General features: G+C 72.7%; 17 protein-coding genes and 3 pseudogenes. 11 read left to right on the top strand and 9 right to left on the bottom strand.

What is annotated here, in order from left to right:
* The first annotated feature begins 641 nt into the window (after window positions 1-641).
* From pcaDC to D9753_RS37665, 5 genes and pseudogenes are all read left to right on the top strand, one after another.
* Complete coding sequence (gene pcaDC / locus D9753_RS06240; protein ID WP_121786093.1) at window positions 642-1,931, top strand: bifunctional 3-oxoadipate enol-lactonase/4-carboxymuconolactone decarboxylase PcaDC; 1,290 nt, start codon at window positions 642-644, stop codon at window positions 1,929-1,931.
* A gap of 39 nt (window positions 1,932-1,970) precedes the next feature.
* Window positions 1,971-2,606 carry an MBL fold metallo-hydrolase gene (locus D9753_RS06235; RefSeq protein WP_121786092.1) on the top strand — a complete coding sequence of 212 codons (636 nt, stop codon included), beginning with the start codon at window positions 1,971-1,973 and terminating at the stop codon, window positions 2,604-2,606.
* Between the two features lie 40 nt (window positions 2,607-2,646).
* Window positions 2,647-3,426 (top strand): exodeoxyribonuclease III, encoded by a 780-nt coding sequence (locus D9753_RS06230; RefSeq protein WP_121786091.1) that lies wholly within the window; start codon window positions 2,647-2,649, stop codon window positions 3,424-3,426.
* 15 nt (window positions 3,427-3,441) lie between these two features.
* Complete coding sequence (locus D9753_RS06225) at window positions 3,442-3,861, top strand: DUF6278 family protein (RefSeq protein WP_121786090.1); 420 nt, start codon at window positions 3,442-3,444, stop codon at window positions 3,859-3,861.
* Between the two features lie 199 nt (window positions 3,862-4,060).
* Window positions 4,061-4,269, top strand: a pseudogene (locus D9753_RS37665) (amino acid ABC transporter permease); the annotation flags it as partial.
* A gap of 79 nt (window positions 4,270-4,348) precedes the next feature.
* Here D9753_RS37665 and D9753_RS06215 read toward each other — a convergent pair.
* Both D9753_RS06215 and D9753_RS06210 read right to left on the bottom strand, forming a co-directional pair.
* The gene (locus D9753_RS06215; protein WP_121786089.1) at window positions 4,349-5,914 is read right to left on the bottom strand and encodes an alpha/beta fold hydrolase; all 1,566 of its coding nucleotides are present in this window, start codon (window positions 5,912-5,914) and stop codon (window positions 4,349-4,351) included.
* Window positions 5,915-6,022: 108 nt separating this feature from the next.
* Window positions 6,023-6,406: pseudogene (locus D9753_RS06210) on the bottom strand (hypothetical protein); the annotation flags it as partial.
* A 132-nt stretch (window positions 6,407-6,538) separates the two neighbouring features.
* Between D9753_RS06210 and ggt the strand changes: the two are divergent.
* Window positions 6,539-8,341, top strand: a complete 1,803-nt coding sequence (ggt, locus tag D9753_RS06205) for a gamma-glutamyltransferase (protein ID WP_121790928.1) — start codon at window positions 6,539-6,541, stop codon at window positions 8,339-8,341.
* A gap of 54 nt (window positions 8,342-8,395) precedes the next feature.
* On the opposite strand, the pseudogene D9753_RS06200 reads toward ggt, so the two are convergent.
* Window positions 8,396-10,934 (bottom strand): annotated as a pseudogene (locus tag D9753_RS06200) (ATP-dependent Clp protease ATP-binding subunit).
* A 455-nt stretch (window positions 10,935-11,389) separates the two neighbouring features.
* Between D9753_RS06200 and D9753_RS06195 the strand changes: the two are divergent.
* From D9753_RS06195 to D9753_RS06175, 5 genes are all read left to right on the top strand, one after another.
* Window positions 11,390-12,832: a hypothetical protein gene (locus tag D9753_RS06195; RefSeq protein ID WP_205614064.1), complete on the top strand. Its 1,443-nt coding sequence runs from the start codon at window positions 11,390-11,392 to the stop codon at window positions 12,830-12,832.
* A 204-nt stretch (window positions 12,833-13,036) separates the two neighbouring features.
* The gene (locus tag D9753_RS06190) at window positions 13,037-13,879 is read left to right on the top strand and encodes a nitrilase-related carbon-nitrogen hydrolase (RefSeq protein WP_121786088.1); all 843 of its coding nucleotides are present in this window, start codon (window positions 13,037-13,039) and stop codon (window positions 13,877-13,879) included.
* Entirely contained in the window at window positions 13,876-15,168 is a 1,293-nt protein-coding gene (locus D9753_RS06185) for an aspartate aminotransferase family protein (protein WP_121786087.1), read from the top strand. Before D9753_RS06190 ends, D9753_RS06185 begins: the two co-directional genes overlap by 4 nt.
* 105 nt (window positions 15,169-15,273) lie before the next feature.
* On the top strand, window positions 15,274-16,716 hold the full coding sequence (hydA, locus tag D9753_RS06180; RefSeq protein WP_121786086.1) for a dihydropyrimidinase: 1,443 nt from the start codon (window positions 15,274-15,276) through the stop codon (window positions 16,714-16,716).
* Window positions 16,717-16,726: 10 nt separating this feature from the next.
* Window positions 16,727-17,746 (top strand): TIGR03842 family LLM class F420-dependent oxidoreductase, encoded by a 1,020-nt coding sequence (locus tag D9753_RS06175; protein WP_121786085.1) that lies wholly within the window; start codon window positions 16,727-16,729, stop codon window positions 17,744-17,746.
* Between the two features lie 356 nt (window positions 17,747-18,102).
* Here the strand turns inward: D9753_RS06175 and D9753_RS06165 are convergent, their stop codons facing one another.
* The 6 genes from D9753_RS06165 to D9753_RS06140 all read right to left on the bottom strand — a co-directional run bounded on the left by D9753_RS06165 (window position 18,103) and on the right by D9753_RS06140 (window position 24,114).
* Window positions 18,103-18,768 (bottom strand): hypothetical protein, encoded by a 666-nt coding sequence (locus tag D9753_RS06165; protein WP_121786083.1) that lies wholly within the window; start codon window positions 18,766-18,768, stop codon window positions 18,103-18,105.
* 276 nt (window positions 18,769-19,044) lie between these two features.
* A complete protein-coding gene (locus tag D9753_RS06160) occupies window positions 19,045-20,061 on the bottom strand; it encodes a hypothetical protein (RefSeq protein WP_121786082.1) in 1,017 nt (338 codons plus the stop codon).
* A gap of 85 nt (window positions 20,062-20,146) precedes the next feature.
* Window positions 20,147-20,419 (bottom strand): DNA-binding protein, encoded by a 273-nt coding sequence (locus D9753_RS06155; RefSeq protein WP_121786081.1) that lies wholly within the window; start codon window positions 20,417-20,419, stop codon window positions 20,147-20,149.
* Window positions 20,416-21,135: a hypothetical protein gene (locus D9753_RS06150; RefSeq protein WP_121786080.1), complete on the bottom strand. Its 720-nt coding sequence runs from the start codon at window positions 21,133-21,135 to the stop codon at window positions 20,416-20,418. The genes D9753_RS06155 and D9753_RS06150 overlap by 4 nt, the downstream gene beginning before the upstream one ends.
* A gap of 44 nt (window positions 21,136-21,179) precedes the next feature.
* Window positions 21,180-23,276, bottom strand: coding sequence for a hypothetical protein (locus D9753_RS36405; RefSeq protein ID WP_163010634.1), 2,097 nt, complete (start codon window positions 23,274-23,276; stop codon window positions 21,180-21,182).
* A complete protein-coding gene (locus tag D9753_RS06140; RefSeq protein ID WP_121786079.1) occupies window positions 23,266-24,114 on the bottom strand; it encodes a nucleotidyl cyclase domain-containing protein in 849 nt (282 codons plus the stop codon). Before D9753_RS06140 ends, D9753_RS36405 begins: the two co-directional genes overlap by 11 nt.
* Window positions 24,115-24,214 lie beyond the last annotated feature (100 nt).

Genomic DNA, 24,214 nt, shown 5'->3' with positions numbered 1-24,214 from the left:
CCAGACCCGGGCCACCGTCAGCCACGACAACCGGCGCGGCGACCCCCTCCCAGCCCGCCTCCGCCCCTGGCGGCAACCCGAGCAGAACCGATCACAACCTCAAGATCTGAGGCCAGGCTCGTCAACGGTTCGCCGGGTGATATGGAGGGAGTCTGTTCTGTCGACCGGTGGCCTTCGAGGCGTTGAGGTGGGTTGCCCAATCCTCCCCGCACTCGGTGGATTGAACGCCTGGGACGGTCAAACGGCGGGTGACTGCGCAGCGGTGTCCACTGGGCTCTGTGCCTGCATCAGTGCGGTTTGCCTACCGGGTGAGGATCTCTTGCAGCGATGCTACCGAAGGGACGGTGTCGTAATCGCGTCGGCGGGCTCAGCCCTTCCTTCGGGACGGCGCCACATGCTTTGCTGCAAACTCGGAACGGCTGGCGGCTGTGCTGATGGAGGAAGCAGCGCGTCGACGCGAGGACCGGGCGAGAGTGCGGCCAGCAGGCCGCACTGCGTCAGGGGCGCGCGTACACGCTGAGAGGCTCAGACTCGATCGACGAGGCCGTCGGCAGTACCCGACGAGTCGAGCCGCGGGTGCATCGAGCCGCCGGCTTCCCCGGGCTGTGTGAGATTTCGTGAGACGTGAGAGGGTCTGGGGCGTGAGCGAGACACCACCCAACACCCTGCAATACCGCTTTGACGGGCCAGAAGACGCTCCGGTCCTGATCTTGGGTCCCTCACTGGGTACCACATGGCACATGTGGGACCGCCAGGTGCCGGAGCTGGCCAAGCAGTGGCGGATCTTCCGCTTCGATCTGCCCGGTCACGGCGGCGCCCCCGCCCACCCGGCCGGTTCGGTCGCCGAGCTGACCGCCCGGCTGCTGGTGACGCTGGACGCGCTCGGAGTGCAGCGGTTCGGGTACGCCGGCTGTGCGCTGGGCGGTGCCGTCGGCATCGAGCTGGGCCTGCGTCACCCCGAGCGGCTGGCCTCCCTCGCGCTGGTCGCGGCCTCGCCCCGGTTCGGCACCGCGGACGAGTTCCGGCAGCGCGGGGTGATCGTCCGCACCAACGGGCTCGACCCGATCGCCCGGACCGCGCCGGACCGCTGGTTCACCGGCGGGTTCGCCGCCGCGCAACCGGCGATCACCGAGTGGGCGGTGCAGATGGTCCGCACCACCGACCCGGGCTGCTACATCGCCGCCTGCGAGGCCCTCGCCGGGTTCGACGTCCGGCCGGAGCTGGGCCGGGTCGGTGTGCCGACCCTGGTGCTGGTCGGCGCCGACGATCAGGTCACCGGTCCCGCCGAGGCCCGCACCCTGGTCGCCGGTATCCCGGACGCCCGCCTCGCGGTCGTCCCCGGCGCCTCCCACCTGGTCCCGGTGGAGCAGCCCGCCGCCGTCACCGACCTGCTGGTGCACCACTTCTCCAGCGCCTGGCAGCAGACCTTCGACACCGGCCAGAGCGTCCTGCCGAGCGCCCCGGCCGTCCCGGCCCCGGCCGCCCCGCCGCAGGCCGCGCCGGTCGCCGAGATCGCCCCGGCGGCCGTACCGGCGCAGGGTGCCGGGCAGCCCGACCGGTACGGGACCGGGCTGAAGATCCGCCGGGAGGTGCTCGGCGACGCGCATGTGGACCGGGCGCTGGCGCAGGCCGACGAGTTCTCCGGGGACTTCCAGGAGTTCGTCACCCGCTACGCCTGGGGCGAGATCTGGGACCGGCCGGGCCTGGACCGCCGTACCCGTAGCTGCATCACGCTCACCGCGCTGGTCGCGGGCGGCCATCAGGAGGAGCTGGCGGCCCACACCCGCGCGGCCCTGCGCAACGGACTGACCCCGCACGAGATCGCGGAGGTGCTGCTCCAGGCGGCCGTCTACTGCGGGGTGCCGGCCGCGAACCGTGCGTTCCGGGTGGCCCGGGAGGTCATCCGGGAGGAGACCACACCCGCCGAGTAGGGCCGCGCGGGGCGGCCGTACGCGGCAGGATGGGGAGACATGAAGCTCACGAAGAAGTCCCACGCCTGTGTCCGCCTCGACAAGGAGGGGCGCACCCTCGTCATCGACCCGGGCGGGTTCTCCGAGGAGGACGCGGCGGTCGGCGCGGACGCCGTCCTGGTCACGCACGAGCACCCGGACCACTTCGACGAGGGCCGGCTGCGGGCCGCCCTGGAGGCGAACCCGGCCGCCGGGATCTGGGCGCCGAGGTCCGTCGCCGACCGGATCGCGGCGGCCTTCCCGGGCCGGGTGCACACCGTCGGCCACGGTGACGCCTTCACCGCCGCCGGCTTCGAGGTGGAGGTCCACGGCGAGCTGCACGCGGTGATCCACCCGGACATCCCGCGGATCACCAACGTCGGCTACCTGATCGACGGAGGCAGGGTGTTCCACCCCGGCGACGCCCTCACCGTCCCCGGCCGCTCCGTGGAGACCCTGATGCTTCCGGTGATGGCCCCCTGGAGCAAGATCTCCGAGGTCATCGACTACGTCCGCGAGGTCGGGCCGCAGCGCGCCTACGACGTCCACGACGCGCTGCTCACCGACCTGGCCCGCCCGATCTACGACCGCCAGATCGGCGCCCTGGGCGGCACGGACCACCTGCGGCTGGCCCCGGGAGCCTCCGCCGACCTGTGAGCACGGCCGGTTGTCACACCCGCCGGGTAGGTTGTGGGACATGCGCATCGCCACCTGGAACGTGAACTCGATCACCGCCCGCCTTCCGAGGCTGCTGGCCTGGCTGGAGAGCAGCGGCACCGATGTGCTCTGCCTCCAGGAGGCCAAGATCGCCGAGGAGCAGTTCCCGGTCGACCAGCTTCGCGAGCTGGGCTACGAGGCGGCGGTCCACGCCACCGGCCGGTGGAACGGCGTCGCGGTGCTCTCCCGTGTCGGCATCGAGGACGTGGTCAAGGGCTTGCCCGGCGACCCCGGCTACGACGGCGTGACCGAGCCGCGGGCCCTCGCGGCGACCTGCGGTCCCGTTCGCGTCTGGTCGGTGTACGTGCCCAACGGCCGCGAGGTCGGCCACCCGCACTACGCGTACAAGCTCCAGTGGTTCGAGGCCCTGAGAGCGGCGGTGCAGGGCGACGCGCGGGGCAGCCGCCCGTTCGCGGTGCTGGGTGACTACAACGTGGCGCCGACGGACGAGGACGTCTTCGACCGGGCCGCCTTCGAGGGCTCCACCCATGTCACCCCGGCCGAGCGCGCCGCCCTGGCCGCCCTGCGCGAGGCGGGCCTGAGCGACGTCGTGCCGCGCCCGCTGAAGTACGACCACCCGTTCACCTACTGGGACTACCGCCAGCTCTCCTTCCCCAAGAACCGCGGCATGCGCATCGACCTGGTGTACGGCAACGAGCCGTTCGCCCGTGCCGTCAAGGACGCCTACGTCGACCGCGAGGAGCGCAAGGGCAAGGGCGCCTCCGACCACGCGCCGGTGGTGGTCGACCTGGACGTGTGATGCCACGCTGGGTCCATGCACCTTCCGTTCCTGGGCCCCCGGCACAAGAAGAACGGTGACGCGGCGCTCCCCGCCGATCCCGGGGCGATCGCCGCGCTGCTATCCGAGTGCGAGCTGCTCCGCTCGCAGGCGGCCCGGGCGGGCGTCCGCCTCGACGACACCCCGGCCTCCCTGGAGGCCCTGGACCAGATGGTGCCGCGCTGGCGGGACGACGCCGAGCTGCTGCCCTGGCTGGGCCATGACGCCGGGCTGTACCTGGGTACGGTCGTGGTGCGGACCGTGTCCGGCGCCGCCTGGCAGATCACCTCCGACGGTGAGCCCGTCGTGCGGCTCGCCTCGGGTCGCGCGGTCGAGGTGGTGCCGGCCGGACAGGAGTGGGCGGTCAGCGGGGTTCCCGAGTTGTCCCAACTGTACGCGGAGATCGCCGAGGCCTGACCCGCTGGGGGCCTCCCCACCGCCCCGCGGTGTACGTGCGGATCAGACCCCGACGGCGCGGGCCGCCGGCCAACTCGGTTGTGGTTCAGGCCGGTTGTGGCAGTACCGGCACAGCGGGGCGCGAGGGCCGAGGGCCGTGGGCGCGGGCGAACGCGGCCGGTGGGAGGCCGCGTTCGCGCCCGGCATGCGCGGGTCCCGCGAGGAGTTCCCCCACGCCGGGCGACGCATCGCCGCCAACCTCGACTACGATTTGCCGTTCATCCCCGTGGTGATGGTGACCGCCGATCCACATCGGGATGTGCCTGCTGCTCTCGTGGTTCGCCGGCCGGGTGTCCCGCCGTGAGCAGCGCAGTCCCAGGGCCGGCCGTGGCGGTCGCCGCGGCCGGCCCTGGGACGCTGCTGCCGGGTGGGGAGCCCCCCCATGGCCCCGGGACCGCAAGGGGGCAGCAGTCCACACGGGCCAGGCTCGTCCGGCGGCAGCCGGAGATCACTGCTCGCGCAAGGGGACGGACACGTACGACGGGTCGTCCACGGGCGAGGAGAAGGTCAGCTGCGCGCCGGACGGGTTGTGCTCGAGGTAGAGCGGGTCGACCGTGTCGACCACCAGCGCGAGGCGGTGCCCGGCGGGGACGTCGTAGGCCGTGGAGAACAGGTCCAGGTCGACGGTGAACGGTGCGCCGGGCGTCCGCCCGTGCCAGGTGAAGGGCGCGTGGGTGACGAGCTTGCCGAGGCCGAGCGGGCCCACGTCGTACAGGTAGGCGATGAGGGTGCCGCTCTCCGCGGTCGGGGTGAGCGTGGTGTGCAGGCTCGCCGTGCCGCGCACGCGCTGGGTGGTGCCGTACCGCTCCGACTGCCAGACGGCCGCCCAGCGGCGCGGCAGCAGCGGCATCCAGGCGACGGGCGGCAGTTGGGCGACCTGGTCCAGGATGCTGGAGAGGAAGACGATGCCGCCGTCCGCGCCGGAGTCGACGTTCGCGTGGATCGTGGGCGAGCCCGTCAGCGCGATCTTCCGTCGGGTCGCGGCGACCGACTTCCAGTCCGGGTAGCCCTCGTATCCCCCCGCGCTACGGGACTTCAGCCGGACCGGCTGTTCGCGCTCGATGCCGTTGTCGGCGCCTCTGAGGTAGTGGCCGAACCAACGTTCGGTGTCCGTCCACACGTCGTTGGGCAGTCCGAACAGGCCGGTCAGTTCAGGGGTCGCGTGGTCGCCGGGGCGCAGCTCCAGCCGCTTGGGGCCGGTCAGCTTCTCGTAGAAGGAGGCGTACTGGTTCGCGGGAAAGACCGTGTCGCCCCAGGCGTTGGCCAGCATGACCGCGGCGCCGTTGGCGTTCAGTTGGTCGACGTATGTCACGGCGGAGCGTTTCTGCCCCCAGTCGGTCATCTCCTGTTCCTTCGACAGGTTCGAGGAGTACAGGTTGTCGAAGATGGCGCGCAGTTCGGGGCTCTCGCGGCCGGTGAGGGTGGCCGCGCCGTCCAGCACGGCCGCCGCCTGGAGGTGCTGGGTGCGGCCGGAGTAGATGGAGTCGATCAGGTCCGCCCAGCCGCTGAGGGCGGCCACGGCCTTGACGCGCTTGTCGTGCGCGGCGGCGAGCAGGCTGATCCCGGCGCCGTACGACACCCCGGCCATGCCGATGTGCCGCGGATCGGACGGGGTGTGGGCCAGGGCCCAGTCGATGACCCGGGAGGCGTCCGCTACGTCGGGCGGACCGGCCACTTCTATGTGGCCGCCGGACTGCCAGAAGCCGCGCACGTTGTAACCGACCACCACATAGCCGGAGTCGGCGAGCTTCTGCGCCTGCGCGAGGTACTCGACCTGGGGCAGGCCCCAGCTCGTGGGCAGCACGACGAGCGGATAGCGGGCCGAGGCGTCGGCGCCCGCGGGTGTGAGGACGTTGGCCTTGAGTACGGTGCCGCCGTCGCCGGTGATGTCGACGAAACGGACGGACGGGGCGGCCTCGGCTGCCGGCGCGAGGGCGGTGACGGTGCCGGCGACCAGGGCCGCCGAGACGGCTGCCGCGGCGGAGGTGCGCAGAGCGGCGCGACGTTGTCCCACGGGTCACTCCTTCACTGGGTTCCGTGCAAAGTGACCCGACGGTAACCGCGCGTCCTTACCGTAAGTAACCCGTCGGTAAGTTACGTACGGGTAAAGATTGTTGAGGGCTCACTCGTCGCCCGTGACGGGATCCGGCCGCGGTGTCCGCGCCGCCCGCGTCACGTCCGCCACCAGCTCCGCCACATCGGGGCCGTACGCCCGCGAGTTGACCACCTTCAGCAGCAGGACGAACGAACCGGTGCGGTACCTGCGGGCCAGCCGCTCGTGGTGACGGGCGAGATAGCGGGTGGCCGCCTGGTTGGTGATGGCGCTCTGGCCGCAGAACAGGAACACCGGGCGCGAGTCGCGCCGCTCACCCGCGGTGAGCCGGGCGAGCAGCACGTACTCGCTCCGGCCGTGCTCCCCGGGGTAGTCGGTCCCGTCGATCCGGAAGGCGCCGCGCCGCGGACCGGCCTCGGCCTCCACGTTCACGTGCACGCCCGGCAGCAGCGACTAGCGGTCCCGGGGGTAGACGTACGGACCGGTGTTCGATGTGTGACGTTCGTGTGGCGGGCCGCCGAGGCGTACTGTCAGTACTGCGGCAATCTGGTTACGCTGCGCGGACTGTCCCGACGGGAGGTACGGATGGGTCGTCCTGGCACGCGGAAACTGGCGGTACTGGCGGTCTCGGCCGCCATGGTGTCGATGGGGGCGGCGGCCCCGCCCGGCACGACAACGAGCGGGACGGCCACGAAGGTTCCGGTGGCCGTCGGATACGGCGGCGCGGTCGCCAGCGTCGACGCGGACGCCTCCGCCGCCGGCATCGAGGTCCTCAAGAAGGGCGGCAACGCGGTCGACGCGGCCGTCGCCACGGCCGCCGCGCTCGGCGTGACCGAGCCCTACTCGGCCGGCATCGGCGGGGGCGGCTACTTCGTCTACTACGACGCCCGGACCCGCACCGTCCACACCATCGACGGCCGCGAGACCGCGCCGCAGAGCGCCGACTCCGACCTGTTCCTGGAGAAGGGCAAACCCCTCGCCTTCGCCGACGCCGTCAGCAGCGGCCTGAGCGTCGGAACGCCCGGCACCCCGGCCACCTGGCAGCAGGCGCTGGGGGAGTGGGGCACCAGAAGGCTCGGTACGGTACTGAAACCGGCCGAGCGGATCGCCCGCGCCGGCTTCACGGTGGACGACACCTTCCGCTCGCAGACCGCGTCCAACGAGACCCGGTTCCGCTACTTCCCGGACACCGCCAAGCTGTTCCTGCCGGGCGGACGGCTGCCGGCCGTCGGCTCCACGTTCAAGAACCCCGAACTCGCCCGCACCTACGAGGAGCTGGGCCGCAAGGGCGTCGACGCGGTCTACCGAGGGGACATCGGCGACGACATCGTCAGCACGGTGGAACACCCGCCCGTGGACCCCGCCTCCCACTGGAACGCGCGCCCCGGCAAGCTGGCCGAGAAGGACCTGGCCGTCTACCACGCCAAGTTCCACGCGCCCACCCGGACGTCGTACCGCGGCCTGGACGTGTACTCCATCGCGCCCTCCTCCTCCGGCGGCACCACCGTCGGCGAGGCGCTCAACATCCTGGAGAGCAGCGACCTCTCCAAGGCGAGCGAGACGCAGTACCTGCACCGCTACATCGAGGCCAGCCGCATCGCCTTCGCCGACCGCGGGCGCTGGGTCGGTGACCCCGCCTTCGAGGACGTACCGACCAAGCCGCTGCTCTCCCAGCGGTTCGCCGACTCGCGCGCCTGCCTGATCCGGAGCGACGCGGTCCTCACCAGCCCGCTCGCGCCCGGCGACCCGCGCCACCCCGCGGCGTGCGGCAAGGGCGGCACAGCGGCCCCGACGACCTACGAGGGGGAGAACACCACCCACCTCACCGTGGCCGACAAGTGGGGCAACGTCGTCTCCTACACGCTCACCATCGAGCAGACCGGCGGCAGCGGCATCACCGTCCCGGGCCGGGGCTTCCTGCTCAACAACGAGCTGACCGATTTCTCCTTCGCGCCGGCCAACCCGGCCGTGCACGACCCCAACCTGCCGGGCCCGGGCAAGCGCCCGCGCTCCTCGATCTCCCCGACGATCGTCCTGGACCGGCACGGCAAGCCGGTGGTGGCGCTCGGCTCGCCGGGCGGCGCGACCATCATCACCACCGTGCTCCAGACGCTCACCGGTTTCCTGGACCGGGGGCTGCCGCTGGTCGACGCCATCGCCGCCCCGCGCGCCAGCCAGCGCAACGCGGCCCAGACCGAACTCGAACCCGCCCTGTACGACAGTGAGATGAGGGCGCGGCTGGAGGCCCTCGGGCACAACTTCAAGGAGAACCCGGAGATCGGCGCGGCGACCGGCGTGCAGCGGCTGCCGGGCGGGAAGTGGCTCGCCGCCGCCGAGAAGGTACGGCGCGGGGGCGGCTCGGCGATGGTGGTCGACCCGGCGCCGTAGACGGCGGCACCGGGACGGCAGTGTCCCCCGGAGAGCCGGGGGACCCCCTCACGCTCACAACTCGGGTGCGGGTGGCCGGGCTTCGTCCGTGCGGAAGTCCAGCCGCCCGTCGTGCGCGTCCACCGTCACCCGGCTGCCCTTGGCGATCGTGCCGTTCAGCAGCAGCCGGGACAGTTGGTTGTCCACCTCGCGCTGGATCGTGCGGCGCAACGGCCGGGCGCCGTACTCCGGCTGGTAGCCGCGCTCGGCGAGCCAGTCGACGGCCGCGTCGGTGAACTCCACCGTGATGCCCTGCCCGTCCAGCAGCCGCCGGGTGCCCCCCAGCAACAGGTCGGTGATCCGCCGCAGTTGCTCGCTCGTGAGCTGCCTGAAGACCACGATCTCGTCGATACGGTTGAGGAACTCCGGCCGGAAGTGCTCCCGCAGCGGCCGCAGGATCTGCTCCCGCCGCGCCTCCTCGTCCGCGTCCGCACCGCCCGGCCCGAACCCGATCCCCGCGCCGCGCCTGGTGATCGCCTCGGAACCCAGGTTGCTGGTCATCACGATGACCGTGTTGGTGAAGTCGACGGTCCGCCCCTGGGAGTCGGTCAGCCGGCCGTCGTCCAGCACCTGGAGCAGGATGTTGAAGACGTCCGGATGTGCCTTCTCCACCTCGTCCAGGAGGAGCAGCGAGTACGGGTGCCGGCGCACCACCTCGGTGAGCTGCCCCGCCTCCTCGTGGCCGACGTACCCGGGCGGGGCGCCCACCAGGCGGGAGACGGTGTGCCGCTCCTGGTACTCGCTCATGTCGAGCCGGACCATCCGGTCCTCGCTGCCGAACAGGGCCTCGGCGAGCGCCCGGGCCAGCTCCGTCTTGCCGACACCGGTCGGACCGAGGAACAGGAAGCTGCCGATCGGGCGGTGCGGGCTGGCCAGCCCCGCGCGGGAGCGCAGCACCGCCTCCGCGACCACGCCGACGGCCTCCTCCTGACCGACGACCCGCTGGTGCAGGTGCTCCTCCAGACCGAGCAGCCGCTCCTTCTCCTCCTGCGTCAGCCGGCTGACCGGGATGCCGGTCTGGCGGGACACCACCTCCGCGATGGCCTCCGCCGTCACCTCGAGCTGCCCCTCGTCGGCCCTCCCGTCGCCGCTGGCCGCCGTGATCCGCTGCCTCAGCTCGGTGATCCGGTCGCGTAGCTGCTTGGCCTGCTCGTAGTCCTCGTCCGCGACCGCCTGGTCCTTGTCCCGGACGAGCTGCTCCACCTCGCGCTCCATCGTGCGCACGTCCGTGCCCTTCGTGCCGGCACCGAGCCGGACCCGCGCACCCGCCTGGTCGATCAGGTCGATCGCCTTGTCGGGCAGCCGCCGGTCGGTGAGATACCGGTCCGACAGCTCCACGGCGGCGACCAGCGCCTCGTCGGTGTAACGGACCTGGTGGTGGGCCTCGTACCGGTCGCGCAGCCCGCGCAGGATCTCGATCGTGTCCCCGGTCGTCGGCTCCGGCACCAGGATCGGCTGGAACCTGCGGGCCAGCGCCGCGTCCTTCTCGATCCGGCGGTACTCCTCCAGCGTGGTCGCGCCCACGATGTGCAGCTCGCCCCGGGCGAGGGCCGGCTTGAGGATGTTCCCGGCGTCCATCGCGCCGCCCTCGCCGCCGGCACCCGCGCCCACGACGGTGTGCAGCTCGTCGATGAACACGACCAGCCGGTCGGAGTGCGCGCGGATCTCCTCCACGATGTTGTTCAGGCGTTCCTCGAAGTCGCCCCGGTACCGGGTGCCGGCCACGACCCCGGTGAGGTCCAGGGCCACGACCCTGCGTCCCGCCAGGACGTCCGGGACGTCACCGTCCGCGATGCGCTGGGCCAGGCCCTCCACGACGGCCGTCTTGCCGACGCCCGCGTCACCGATCAGCACCGGGTTGTTCTTGCCGCGTCGCGACAGCACCTCGATGGTCTGCTCGATCTCCGCATCCCGGCCGATGACCGGGTCGACCCGGCCCTGCCGGGCCAGCTCGGTCAGATCACGGCCGTACTTGTCCAGGGTCGGCGTGCCCGTGGGCCGCTGCCGCTCCGGGCGGGGCTGGCCGCTCTCCGGGGCCTCCGGCGGCATGGAGCCCGCCGAGAACCGGGCCGCGTTCAGGATGTGCCCGGCCGCCGAGTCCGGATTCGCCGCCAACGCGCTCAGCACGTGCTCCGGGCCGATGTACCCGGCGCCGCTCGCCCGCGCCAGGTCGTGCGCGTCCAGCAGGGCCCGCTTGACCGCCGGGGTCAGGGACAGCGAGGTCGGCGGTGGCGCCTCGTCCGGCCCGTGCTGCACCGGCCCGGCCCGGCCGTCGATCTCCGTCGCGAGCGAGTCCGGGTCCGCGCCCGCCCCGGCTCAGCAGACTCCGGGTGGGCTCGGTGGCCAGCGCCGCGCGCAGCAGGTGCTGGGTGTCCAGGTCCCGGCTGCCGTGCTCGGCGGCGTACTGGGCGGCCCCTCTGACCAGCTCCCGGGCCGGCTGGCTGAGCAGGCGGCCGATGTCGATGTGGCGGGGGCCGGGGGCACCGCCCGGGGGGCCGCCGAAGAAGCGGGCCAGGAATTCGCCGAAGGGGTCAGGAGGGTAGCCGTTGGTCATGGCGTTGCGTTCCTTCGCTGACGACTGGCTCCGCCGGATAACCGGGTGGGGGCGGTTCATGCCCACGATGACACGATCCCCTGGGGCGGGCATGTTCGCCGCGGGTCCTTCGCCGGGGGCGGCGCCGGTCGTCGGGGACGGTGCCCGGTGCCGGGGGCCGAAGCGGGTCGCTGTTCGCCGGCAGGCGGGCGGTGACCATGTCGCCCGCGCGGTTCCTCGCGCCCCTTCGGGTGGGCTTGTCTGCCCGTGGGGGGCTCGGGCGGCGGATGTGCTCAGGTGGGCGTGCCGGGGCTGTCGACGGACGAGCCGGCCGCGCGCTGAGCGTCGACCGCACGAGGGGTGAGATCTCGCCAGGAGGCGTTCGGGCACTGCCGGAAAACTCTCCGTAGCAGATCCGTAACACGGCTGGTGTTGGCTACCGGACGGAGTGCTGGCAGCCGGGCGGGAGCGGGGCGATGGCGGTGGATCGACTCCCCGGCCGCGTACGGGAGTTCGCAAGCTTTCTGGACGCACTCCTGGCGCGCCTCGGCCAGGGCGGAGGCTGGAGCGCGGTCTTCTGGCACCGCGACCCCGAGGGCATGCGGGCCTGCCTGGACGGACGCGAGATCCCCCCGTGGGACGTGGTCGAGGCCCTGCTGGAGGACCTCGGCGCGGCGTACGGCCCCGCCTTCGCGACGGCCGAGCGGGAACGGGCCCACGCGCTGCACGCCGCCGCGATCACCGCGTACGACACCCGGCCCGGCGCCCGTGACGTCCTGGCCGACCGGCTCGACGTGATGCTCCGCGAGCAGCGGTACGCCGCGGAACGCCACGCCGAACTGACCCGTCTGCTGTCCGCGCCGGTGTCCGGGGCACGCGCCGAGACCCTCCGCCTCGACCTCGCCCAGGCCCGCGACGACCACGAGCGCGCCACCGCGCGCTGCGCCGAATTACGTGCCCGGATGGCCGAGTTGGACCGCCCGACAGCACACCCGTCCCCTGGCCGGAGTCCGGGCCCGGCGGACGTGGAGGACTCGCCCCGTACGACGCCCCCGGCCCGTCCGCTCTCTCCCGGCGCCGTGTCCGCCGGCGCGCCCTGGTACCCGTCAGAAGCTCCCGGGGCGCCGGGGATGCCCACTTCCGTAGCTCCCCTGGCCCCGACGGCCCCCACTCCGCCCGCCGCCGCCCTCTCCCGCAAGTCCCGAAGGCGCCGTCGCGGTGGTGCGCGGTTCGCCGGGATGGGGGAGGGGGAGGCGCAAGCCCCCGTGGTCGTGCCGCAGGCCTCCGTGCCGGACGCCGGCGCCGGGGGCCGTACGCCTCGTGGGGCCCGGTTCGCCGGGGCGGGGGAGGCGGCCGTGGCGGTGCCGGTGGCTGCCGCGGTGGTGGACGAAGGAGCATGGGAGGCGGTCGCCGGGGCCGTGGAGCGGCTGGCGCGGCTGCGGGCCGAGGGGCGCAGCGGTGAGGCGCACGTGCTGCTGGCCGAGGCCGCGTGGTGGCCCGCCGGCCGGCTGCCGCCGCTCGCGGACGCCCTGGACCGGGCCGGGCTCGGCGCCGACTGGGCCACACTGCTGTGGGAGGCCGCCTCGCTGCCCGTCGAGCGGCTGGTCACCGCCGCCGACGCGCTCGCCGCGGCCGGCCGGGACGCCGACGCGCGGCAGATGCTGCGGCAGGGTGTGGCGCGGCCGGCGGAGCAGATCGGCGCCGCTGTGCTGCGGCTGGAGGAGGAGGGCCGGCACCGCGAGGCGTGGGCCCTGCTGGACGCCTGTGTGCGCGTCCGTACGCCCGAGGAGGCCGCCCGGTGCGCCGCCGCCGGTCCGGGGCGCCTGGTGCCCCTGCTGCTCCGGGCCGCGCTCGGGGTGTCCGACGAGCGGCACTGGGACCTGGTGCACGCGCTGCGCGTCGCCGGGCACGGGCCGTGAGCGACGGCGGGGGAGCATGCCCCGCTCTGCCCCGGTCCGTCCCCTGACCGGAGGATCAGCTCACCCAGCGGAGTGCGAAACGTGATCGACTCCGCGGGTTGACGACGATGGTCTTGGCAAGGGCCGCCCGGGGGCTTACGTTCGTCCCTCTACGGCCTGCTCTACGGGCGTAGAGGCTCTGAGGCCGCGTCGAAGGAGCAGCTCATGGCCAACGTCGTACGCGCCGCTCTGGTCCAGGCCACCTGGACCGGCGACACCGAGTCCATGGTGGCGAAGCACGAGGAGCACGCCCGCGAGGCGGCTCGCCGGGGCGCACGGATCATCGGCTTCCAGGAAGTCTTCAACGCCCCCTACTTCTGCCAGGTGCAGGAGCCGGAGCACTACCGTTGGGCCGAGCCGGTGCCCGACGGGCCGACCGTCCGGCGGATGCGGGACCTCGCCCGCGAGACCGGCATGGTGATCGTCGTCCCGGTCTTCGAGGTCGAGCAGTCCGGCTTCTACTACAACACCGCGGCCGTGATCGACGCCGACGGCACCTACCTCGGCAAGTACCGCAAGCACCACATCCCGCAGGTCAAGGGCTTCTGGGAGAAGTACTACTTCAAACCCGGCAACCTGGGCTGGCCCGTCTTCGACACCAGCGTCGGCAAGGTCGGCGTCTACATCTGCTACGACCGGCACTTCCCGGAGGGCTGGCGGCAACTCGGCCTGAACGGCGCCCAGCTCGTCTACAACCCCTCCGCCACCCACCGGGGTCTGTCCGCCCACCTGTGGCAACTGGAGCAGCCCGCCGCGGCCGTCGCCAACGAGTACTTCGTCGCCGCCATCAACCGGGTGGGGCAGGAGGAGTACGGCGACAACGACTTCTACGGGACCTCGTACTTCGTCGATCCGCGCGGACGCTTCGTGGGGGAGACCGCAGACGACAAGACCGAGGAACTCGTCGTCCGCGACCTCGACTTCGACCTCATCGAGGAGGTGCGGCAGCAGTGGGCCTTCTACCGTGACCGCCGCCCCGACGCCTACGACGGGCTGGTGCAGCCGTGAACGACCTCTACTCCCGTCACCGCCGGGTGCTGCCCGACTGGCTCGCCCTCTACTACGACGACCCGATCGAGATCACCCACGGGGAGGGCCGGTACGTCTGGGACGCCACCGGCCGCAGATACCTGGACTTCTTCGGCGGCATCCTGACGACGTCGACCGCGCACGCCCTGCCCGCGGTGACCAAGGCGGTCAGCGAGCAGGCCGCCCGGATCATCCACTCCTCGACCCTCTACCTCAACCGGCCGATGGTCGAACTCGCCGAGCGCATCGCCCAGGTGAGCGGCATCCCGGACGCCCGCGTGTTCTTCACCACCTCCGGCACCGAGGCCAACGACACCGCCCTGCTGCTCGCCACCGCCTACCGGCGCAGCAACACCGTGCTGGCCATGCGCAACAGCTACCACGGCCGCTCCTTCAGCACGGTCGGCATCACCGGCAACCGCGGCTGGTCCCCGACCTCGCTGTCCCCGCTGCACACCCTGTACGTCCACGGCGGCGTGCGCACCCGGGGGCCGTACGCGGAGCTGGACGACCGCGCGTTCATCGACGCGTGCGTCGCCGACCTGAGGGACGTCCTCGGTCACATCCGCCCGCCCGCCGCGCTGATCGCCGAACCCGTCCAAGGCGTCGGCGGGTTCACCTCGCCGCCCGACGGGCTGTACGCGGCGTTCCGCGAAGTCCTCTCCGCCCACGGCGTCCTGTGGATCGCCGACGAGGTGCAGACCGGCTGGGGCCGCACCGGCGAGCACTTCTGGGGCTGGCAGGCGCACGCCCGCAACGGTCCGCCGGACATCGTCACCTTCGCCAAGGGCATCGGCAACGGCATGTCCGTCGGCGGGGTCGTCGCCCGCGCCGAGATCATGAACTGCCTGGACGCCAACAGCATCTCCACCTTCGGCGGCACCCAGCTCACCATGGCCGCCGCCCTCGCCAACCTCACCCACCTCCTCGAACACGACCTCCAGGGCAACGCCCGGCGGGTCGGCGGACTGCTCATCGAGCGGCTCCGGACGGTCGCCGCCCGGCTGCCCGGTGTGCGGGAGGTGCGCGGGCGGGGGCTGATGATCGGCGTCGAACTGGTCAAGCCGGGCACGGACGACGCCGATCCGCAGGCCGTCGCCACGGTGCTGGAGGCGGCACGCGACGGCGGTCTGCTCATCGGCAAGGGGGGCGGGCACGACACCAGCGCCCTGCGGATCGCCCCGCCGCTGTCCCTGACCGTCGCCGAGGCGGAAGAGGGCGCGGCGATCCTGGAGGAGGCGCTGAGAAGCGCGGACGCGAGCTGCTGACAGACGCCACCGGCGGCAGCCGAGGGATGTACGGAGACGACCGCCACCGCCCGGCGGGCGCGCCGCCGACCGCGCCCTGACCGTACCGTCGACCGAGGGAGCAGTATGAGCAGCCGTACCGTCATCCGCGGCGGTCTCGTCATCACCGCGTCGGACGAGATCCACGCGGACGTCCTAGTCGAGGACGGCCGCATCGCCGCCCTCGCCGCCTCCGGTACGCCCGCGGCCGGGGCGTTCACCGCGGAGCGAGGCGAAAGGGGGGCACCCCCGACCGGAGGGTGGGGGAGGGTCATCGACGCCACCGGGAAGTACGTCATCCCGGGCGGCGTCGACGCCCACACCCACATGGAGCTGCCCTTCGGCGGCACCTTCGCCTCCGACACCTTCGAGACCGGCACCCGGGCCGCGGCCTGGGGCGGCACCACCACGATCGTGGACTTCGCGGTGCAGAGCGTCGGCCACACCCTGCGCGAGGGTCTGGACGCCTGGCACGCCAAGGCCGAGGGCAAGTGCGCGATCGACTACGCCTTCCACATGATCGTCTCCGATGTGAACCAGGAGACGCTCAAGGAGATGGACCTGCTGGTCGAGGAGGGGGTGACGAGCTTCAAGCAGTTCATGGCCTATCCGGGCGTGTTCTACAGCGACGACGGCCAGATCCTGCGCGCCATGCAGCGCTCCGCCGAGAACGGCGGGCTGATCATGATGCACGCCGAGAACGGCATCGCCATCGACGTCCTGGTCGAACAGGCCCTCGCCCGCGGCGAGACCGACCCCCGCTACCACGGCGAGGTCCGCAAGGCCCTGCTGGAGGCCGAGGCCACCCACCGCGCCATCCGCCTCGCCCAGGTCGCCGGCGCCCCGCTGTACGTCGTGCACGTCTCCGCCACGGAGGCGGTCGCCGAGCTGGCCCGGGCCCGGGACGAGGGGCTGAACGTCTTCGGCGAGACCTGCCCGCAGTACCTCTTCCTGTCCACCGACAACCTCGCCGAGCCGGACTTCGAGGGCGCCAAGTACGTGTGCTCCACCCCGCTGCGGCCGAGGGAACACCAGGCCGCCCTGTGGAAGGGGCTGCGCACCAACGACCTCCAGGTGGTCTCCACCGACCACTGCCCCTTCTGCTTCGCCGGCCAGAAGGAACTGGGCCGCGGCGACTTCTCCAAGATCCCCAACGGTCTGCCGGGCGTGGAGAACCGCATGGACCTGCTGCACCAGGCCGTCGTCGACGGTCACTTCTCCCGCCGCCGCTGGATCGAGATCGCCTGCGCCACCCCGGCCCGCATGTTCGGCCTGTACCCGAAGAAGGGCACCCTCGCCCCGGGCGCCGACGCGGACGTCGTCATCTACGACCCGCACGCCGAACAGGTGCTCTCCGCCGAGACCCACCACATGAACGTCGACTACTCGGCGTACGAGGGCAGGCGCGTCACCGGCCGCGTCGAGACGGTCCTGTCGCGGGGTGAACTCGTCATCGACCGGCGGGAGTACACCGGACACGCCGGGCACGGCGTCTACACCCCGCGCTCCACCTGCCAGTACCTCGCCTAGGAGCGGCCCCATGGACTTCGGCCTCGTCCTTCAGACCGACCCGCCGGCCTCCCGCGTCATCAGCCTGATGAAGCGGGCCGAACGCAACGGCTTCCGCTACGGCTGGACGTTCGACTCCGCCGTGCTGTGGCAGGAGCCCTTCGTGATCCACAGTCAGATCCTCGCCAACACCTCCAGGCTGAAGGTCGGCCCGATGGTCACCAACCCGGGCACCCGCGCCTGGGAGGTCACCGCCTCCACCTTCGCCACCCTCAACGACATGTTCGGCAACCGCACCGTCTGCGGCATCGGCCGCGGCGACTCCGCGATGCGCGTCGCCGGCCGCGCCCCCAACACCCTCGCCCGGCTGAGCGCGGCCATGAAGGTGATCCGCGCCCTCGGCCGCGGCGAGGAGGCCGACCTCGGCGGCACGAAGATCCGGTTCCCGTGGATCAGGGAGGGAGCCGAACTGCCGGTCTGGATGGCCGCGTACGGTCCGAAGGCGCTGAAGATGGCCGGCGAGGAGGCCGACGGGTTCATCCTCCAACTGTCCGACCTGTACCTGACCGAATACATGGTGAAGAGCGTCCAGGAGGCGGCGACCGCCGCCGGACGCGACCCTGCCGAGGTCACGGTCTGCGTGGCCGCGCCCGCCTACGTCACCGAGGACGACTCGCCCGGGGCCCTCGCCCACGCCCGCGAGCAGTGCCGCTGGTTCGGCGGCATGGTCGGCAACCACGTCGCCGACCTGGTCGCCAGGTACGGCGAGCACTCCGGCCGGATCCCCGAGGAACTCACCGACTACATCAAGTCCCGGCAGGGCTACGACTACGGCCACCACGGGCGCAGCGACAACCCGGACACCCGGTTCGTGCCCGACGAGATCGTGGACCGGTTCTGCGTGATCGGCCCCGCGGAGAAGCACATCGAGAAGCTGACCGCGCTCCGCGCCCTGGGTGTCGACCAGTTCGCCGTGTACGACATGCACGACGCGCAGGAGGCGACGATCGACGCCTACGGCAGCCGCATCATCCCCGCGGTCAACACCTGACCGCCCCCCGGGACCCGCCCCTCCAGTTCTCCCCCTCCCCGCCGTCCCGGGGAGGGGGCCGGTGCCCGCACGGCCGTTCCCGACCCCTCCTCCCCGATCGGCCGGCCCACGACCGACACCGTCCCCCCGCACATACCGCCGGCCCAGCCGACCCCGGTCACCCTCCCCGACGGCCGGGTGGAGACCGCCCCCGGCGCGCCGCGGCCCAGCGGCCCCCACGCCAACGCGGACCCTGTTCCCCGCCTCGCCTTCCCTCCCGTGCTCGTCACGTCCGGTTCGCAGGCGGTGCACGGCAAGCCGGTCCGGGACCCCCTTCGCTCGCTCTCGTCTCCCGGACGTTCCCGGCGTACGGCTGCTCAGCCCCGATCGCTGCCCAGCGCCGCGACCGCCGCCTTCGCCGCCTTGATGGCCCCCTTGTTGATCTCGTCCGTGGCGGGGGCCTTCTTGGTCTCGAAGTCGCTGCCGTTGTAGGTGACGACGACGAGCGCGTTGGCGGCCCGGGCCAGCACCACGCCCTCGCGGGTCTGCTGCTTGTCCTCGGTGGTGAGGTTCACCACCGAGTAGCCGCTGTCCCCGAGCCCGGGGACGGTCCCGCCGCCGCTCTTCTCGCGGGTCCGCTGCTCGTACTCCTCGCGCGCCTCCCGGTCCGAACCGGTGATCTCGAAGGACACGTCGAGCCAGCGGTAGTCGTAGCCCTTGAGCGCGTTCCAGGAGCAGGTGCGGCGCAGCTCGGTGTCGGTCGACGGGATCTCCTTGCCGGCCGTCCTCACCCCCGGCACCAGGGACTTGACGGTGGCCACGGGCACGCTGGCGCAAGGGGCGGGCGCGGCGGTGTACGTCTTCGGGGCCGCCGTGGCCGAGGGCGCCGCGGAGGAGGAACCGGCGGGCACCTTCTGGGCCGACCGGTGTCCGGCGGCGGGCGGGGTGGCCGGTCCGGACGTCAGCACCCAGCCGACGCAGGCGAGTACCGCGACCGGCGACAGACGCGCGGTGAGGGCGAGCGGCAGAGGAAGGGAACGCACGGCGCACTTCTCGTGGGGAGGGGGTGTGGAGGGGCCCGCGGGGTGGACGGGGGACGACAGTGTCACATGAGTGGCTGTGACGCGGAAGTGCCGACGCACTGCGTACCCACCCGGTCACGGCAGCCTACGTACGGTGTACCGCTATGTCCGTTGTCCGACACCCTTGGCCCGCCGCGCCGACCCGTGAAAAACGCCCGGGGACGACCTGGGGAGCTTCGGGTACGCCCGTGCCGGCCCGGGGAGAGCCGGGCCGGCTACCCCGCTCAGGGGGTCAGGTCAGGCCTCCTTGAGTACGTACGCCATCCGCTCGCACTCCTCGAACGGCGACAGAATGCCGAGGAGTGTCCGGACCGAGGCAGCGATCTTCCGGCTCGGCCTGCGCAGCCGGCTGCTGGTCCGGCCGATCCACATGAGCATGGGCCCGAAATCCTCGACGCCGGTGGCCGCCTCCCGCATCTCCCGGGTTTGTTCGATCACCTGGTCGAGCAGGCTGTCGACGGAGTCCGGCCATTCGGACCGGGGGGTGTCGCGCGCCCACTCCAGGAATGCCCGCAGCGCCCCGAGCGTGAACTCCATCCGCTCGGCCAAGCGCCAGGCCGCCGCTTCCAGTTCATCCGCGGGGCCCTCGATGGACTTGGCGAACCGGTTGATGACGGCCAGCCGGCTGCTCATGGGAGTCCCCGGCAGGTTGGCCCGCATCACGTCCTCGCTGCACAGCTCTCCCATCGCGGCCAGGTCCATGAAAGCGGCCTCCACCATGACCATGTCCTCCGCCATCGCCTCCATCTCGGTCTCGGCCGCGACCGCCAGCTCCAGCAGTCCGGGGCCGCTTTCCTCCAGCGCGGCCGGTGTACCGTCCGCGGTGCCCGGCTCGTGCACGACGTGGCCGCCGTCCCCGTCGGCCGCCGGCGCGGTGGTCAGATCCAGTTCCTCGGCGAGGGCGGCCCGCAACAGCGCGCGCGCCTCGGCCCGGCCGAGGGGAAGGGGCGGGAACTCGAGGGCCGGGAGCGAGTCGAGACCCGCCGGCACCGTCCCGGCCTGTCCGAGCCGCACCGCGCGCCGGCCGGCCGCATGCCGGACACCGAGACCGAGGACCACGGACGGATGGCCCCCGGTGAGGTCGGCGATCACCACATCCTCTTCGACGAGGTGACGGATGAGCAGCTCGCCCAGCGGGCTGGGGTCGGCGAGCTGGTCGGCGCGGATCAGGGACAGTTCCAGTTCCTCACACACCGGGCGCACGACCTCCTCGTGAAAGAGCGCCGCGGGGCCGAGGACAAGACAGGTGGGCATGACGAAGTACCTCCGAAGACGGAACAGTCGGGGAGAGAAGACGGGGACGGGAGGCAGGGAAGGCCGAACACCCGCCCGCGGTGGCTCAGTCGAAGAGGGTCAGCGCGACGCCGTCGCCGAGGTCGTCGGCGTAGACAGGCCTTTCCTCGATGCCCAGCGCGGACAGCAGATGGGCGGTGAGGACGCGATGACGGTGGCCGACACGGACCGTCTCGCAGGGGAAGGTGCCGAGGGCGATCAGCTTGTAGGCCGTGGCCAGGCATATCCCGTAGGCGCGGGCCGCCGTCCTCAGGTCGACGCTGACCGGCAGGTCGAGGACCTCCCGGAAGGTCAGGGGGGTCTGCGGGCGTCCGGTCATCCGCGGCTCCCGGGGCGCAGGGCCAGCGTGCCGATCCTGCGGCCCCGCCGCACCCCGCAGGCTTCCGAGACAGAAGCGGCCAGGCCCCATTCCGTGGCCAGGGCGCCGATCCGCACACCCTCCGCCCGCTCGGCCGGGACGGTGATCCGCAGGGTCGCGCCGAGACCGTCCGGCCGGTCAGGGCCGTCGAACTCCGCCTGCCACAGGGCCCCCCGGCCGTCGCGGGAGTCCACCGTGCTCTGGATGTCCTCCACGGTCTTCTCGGGCCGCGCCTGTTTGGCGGCGTTCCAGGCGCTGCTGCACGCGGCGCGCAGCAGCACGGAGCCGGGATCAGGGGTGGACGGTTCGACCGTCCGCAGTGTCTCGAGGTAGGCGGTGAGCATCTCCGCCTCCACGTCGTCCCGGTCGGTGCCGAAGCGTCGGACGATGGTGGAGGCATGGCGGCGCAGTCCGGGTAGCGCGAGCCACACCGCACCCAGCCGCCAGCCGTTTCCGGCCGTGTCCTCGCGGGACAGCGCGACGACCTGGTACCACAGCGCGGTCCGTACGGTGGGCGGCTGCGAGCGGTCGTAGAGCACGGGCCGTGCCTCGGCCAGGGTGAGGCCGGCGGCCGGGGCATCGGACCCCTCGTCCGACCGGAGCCCGGTGAGTGGCTCCCGGCTGCCCAGGTCCCGCTCCACGCGGGCGAAGAGGCCGAGGTGCGGGGACAACGTCATCGTGGATCTCCCTGTCATGAGTGCCATGGGGTGTAGGGGGTGGATCACGCCGGCCGGTCGTCGGCGGCCGGACCCGATCCACCGCGCCACTCGGTGAGGGACCGCTCGGCGAGTGCCTTGCCCGGAGTGGTGTCCGGGGCCCGCTCGATCGACAGCAGCAGCCGCAGACAGCCGGGGCGGCGGCTGCCGACCAGCCGGGTGAACAGCTCGTCCAACTGGTGTTCGCGTTCCGGGCTCCCGACCGCCCCGGCGCACCAGGTCAGCAGGGCGTCGCGCATGGCTCCGTAGGCCGCGGCCTCGTCCAGGGCAGCGCAGACGAGGGCGACGATGTGGGGCCCGGTCTCCTGGCCGGCGGACAACCGCTCGCCGAACCAGCCGTGGTCCTCGGCGACGAGAGCGGGAAATGTGAGGGTGGCCAGCAGTCCTGCCACGTCCTCGGTCTCCGACCACGCGGCCAGAGCGCGCACGACCGCCTCCCTGGTCCCCATCGCTCCGGTGGTGAACCGGTGCACCAGCGTTCCCGACACGCGCAGGGCCGTGGCCGCGGCCTCGTCGTCGTCGCCCAGGGCGGCCACCACCGTGCGCAGCAGGCGCATGGCGGCCTCGGCCGGCAGACCCTCGGTGTCCGGCCGGCACGCGGCCACGACCGCGGAGCGCAGTGCCGGTTCGGGTGCGCCGCTCCACTCGTCCAGCAGCGCGTGCGCCCTGGCGGCGGCCGGGGAGAGGCGGGACGACGCGTTGAGGGCGAGGCCCACGACCTCGGCAGCCGTCTCCGGCCCGGTGCGGACGAGGTCCGCGAGGAGTCCGAGACTTCGTCCGGCCGTGCGCGCCGCCAGAGCGGCCACCGCACGCCCGGCACACTCCGTCTGCTCCTCGTCCTGGGCCCTGCCGAGCCAGGCGTGCAGGAAGGGCAGCCACTCGGCCCTCTCCCGGCATACCTCGTCCCAGACGGCTTCGCTCACGGCGGGCCACAGAAAGGCGACGGTTCCGCCGCCGTCACCGTCCTCACCGGCCGTGCAGCCGGCTCCGATGTCCGCCAGGACGTCCTGTGCGGCAGACGTGCGGGTCGGCTCGTTCCCTGAAGCCCAGGCGTCGGCGGACCGCCGAAGGGCGCGAGCCGGCCGGCCGGTGTCGCCGTCGTCCGCCGTCGCCTGCGGCGGGCAGCCGGGATCGTGGTGCACGCGGATCACGCTGAGCAGCTCCGCGGCCCGGCCGAGGACCGTGTCCCGGCCCAGGCCCTGGTGGACGCAGGTCGACAGCAAGTGGGCCAGCAGCGTGGGATCGCCTTCCGCCTCGGCCACGAGCCGTGCGGCCTCGACGGCGGCCAGCCGGGCCGTCAGCGCGGCGGCGGTCATCCGGTCCTCCGGCCCGGTAAGGGCCAGGGCCTCGGCCACCCGCACCGCCCTGCCCGGTGGCAGCCCCGAAGGCAGCAGTGCGGCGAGGGCCCGTGGCCCCACCCGTGCGCGCCGACGGGCCCGCTCTCCGGCGTCCGGGCACAAGTCCGCGTAGTGGAGCGAGAAGACCTTCACCGGGTCGGGCGGCCGGTGACGCAGCACCGTCACGTCCAGACGGTCCTCGAGGACCCGCGCCAGCTCCGTCGTCTCCCGCAGGACGACGACCAGCCGGGCACCTGCCTTTTCCAGGTGCGCCTCCAGGCGGGAGATGTCCCAGGGCCGCAGCGAGAGGGGGTCGGTCAGGTTCATCACCAGGTAGCCGCGCACTCCGCGGGCCCGCGGCCGCCAGTGCGCCAGGTTCACGGCCCCGTCGATCTGGACCAGTGCGGCATCGGCGCAGCCGTGCGCGAGGAGGTTGAGGGCCAGCGTCTGCCGGCCGGTGCCGGGCGCCCCTGTGACGAACAGGACGCCGGAGCCGAGCGCGTCGAGACCGGCGGCGTAGCCGGCGGGCCGTACGAAGCGAAGCCGGGCCGCTTGGAGGTCCTTGGCCCGGACCGGCCCCTGGCGCGCCAGGGGTACGCCGGTCCCGGCCGGCGCCGGGGAGTCCGTCATGGCGTAGCGCTGGTCGCCGTGGACGGTGCCGGTGTTGACTGTCCCGTTCGGGGCGACGACCACCGTCCCCCGGATACCGGCGAGTTCGGGCGGGAGCGCGTCGAAAGTGTCGTCCGGTCCGGTTTCAGGCGTCATGACCGGCCTCCGGCTCCGGGCGCGCGGACCGGTCGAGGTTGGTCAGATGCTGCCCGCCGCGGACGAGGCCGGTGTTGATGATGCCCCGGTCGGCACGGAGCGTGCCGGTGACCGCGCGGCTCGGGTTTGCTGCGGCGGGGGCCTGGGCGCGGTCCGCGGAAGTGGTCCGGCCGGGCAGCGGACCGGAAGGCGCCGGCACGTACAGCCAGGCCCGCTGGGCGAACGGCTTGCCGTCGACGGTCGCCGGCACCTCGATGAACGCGTGCGGGTGCCGCCCGGCGTACCCGCTGACGACCGCGTCCGTGTAGCAGCGGTCCGACAAGACGGCCGCGACATACGTAACGTGCTCGCTGTGGTCGGCCAGTACGGCCCTGACGGGACGGGAGTCGAGCAGCCGGTGCGTGTCGGTACGGGCCGTTCCGTTGCCGCCGAACGCGTCCGCGGTGTCGGGCAGCGGACCGATGTGGAGGCCGACCCGCAATCTGATCCGGGCCGTCCCGAGGGCGTGAGCGTCGAGTTCCGCGAGGACGTCCTGGAGCGTGTGAAGCCAGGGGTGGATCACCAGAGGCATCAGCGTGGGGTCGAACCCCAGGATGTAGCCGTCGCCGGTGGTGGCGGGGAACAGCCGGCCGTTCCACACGTCCGCCAACCCGGCATGCTCCAGCGAGGTCCGGAGCAGCTCGGGCAACGCCCGGCTGAGCACCTCGTGTTCGATGGCCGGGCGTCGGGTGAACCCCTTCATGTCCACGGCAAGGATGCCGCGGTACGGGGGAAGCGGGCGGCTGCGATGGTGGGGATCCGCGGTCGTCGTGGGCAGTTCGGGACTGTCGTCGTGCATGGTGTCTCCTCCGCGAGGATCCGCCGGCCGAGGGAACGGGTTCCGTTCGGCACGGACGGCGGGCGCCGGTGGCGGGCCCCATGAGCCTCGCCGAGGAGAG

The organism is Streptomyces dangxiongensis, assembly GCF_003675325.1.
In the GTDB taxonomy this organism is placed as follows: Bacteria; Actinomycetota; Actinomycetes; order Streptomycetales; family Streptomycetaceae; genus Streptomyces; species Streptomyces dangxiongensis.
The sequence above is the reverse complement of the archived record's forward strand: the minus strand, read 5'-3'. Positions and strand labels throughout refer to the sequence as shown.